Genomic DNA, 680 nt, shown 5'->3' with positions numbered 1-680 from the left:
AAAAACACCTACAAGTAAATATTTTGTTAGTATATGTTGTGAAGTTGACATAAAACAATTAGAAGAATCTAATAAGTATATTGGCATAGATTTAGGCTTAAAAGATTTTGCAATATGTTCTAATGGAAACGTATTTGATAATCCTAAATGGTTAAGAAAAGCCAACTATAGATTGAAGTTGGAACAAAGAAGATTATCAAAAATGAAGAAGTTCAGTAATAATTGGAATAAACAAAAAAATAAAGTAGCTAAGATACATGAAAGAATAGCTAATCAAAGAAAAGATTACTTACATCAAATATCAACTAAGCTAATTAGAGAAAATCAAATAATTTGTTTAGAAGATTTAAAAGTAAGTAATATGATTAAGAATCATAAATTAGCAAGTGCAATAAGTGAAGTTAGTTGGTATGAATTTAGGAAGTTGCTTGAGTATAAAGCTATTTGGTATGGAAGATTAATTTCTATAATAGGAAATACATATCCATCCAGTCAGTTATGTAGTGTATGTGGTCATAGGAATAAAGATGTAAAAAACTTATCACTCAGAAAGTGGATTTGCCCAGACTGTAATACACAACATGACAGGGATATAAATGCAAGTATAAATATACTAAAAGAAGGATTAAGATTAGTGGGGATGGAACAGCCCTTAGAGCCTATGAATGCTTAGTACAAAA

The 680-nt window shown here is 28.1% G+C and carries 1 protein-coding gene; it reads left to right on the top strand.

Translation table 11 applies throughout. From position 1 onward, the window contains the following. The coding region (locus IC218_RS21575) for a transposase (RefSeq protein WP_227825477.1) at positions 1–673 on the top strand (673 nt) is incomplete at its 5' end. Positions 674–680 lie beyond the last annotated feature (7 nt).

Source organism: Clostridioides sp. ES-S-0005-03, from assembly GCF_020658455.1.
GTDB lineage: Bacteria > Bacillota > Clostridia > Peptostreptococcales > Peptostreptococcaceae > Clostridioides.
Note: the sequence above shows the minus strand (reverse complement) of the source record. Positions and strands in the feature narration are given on the sequence as shown.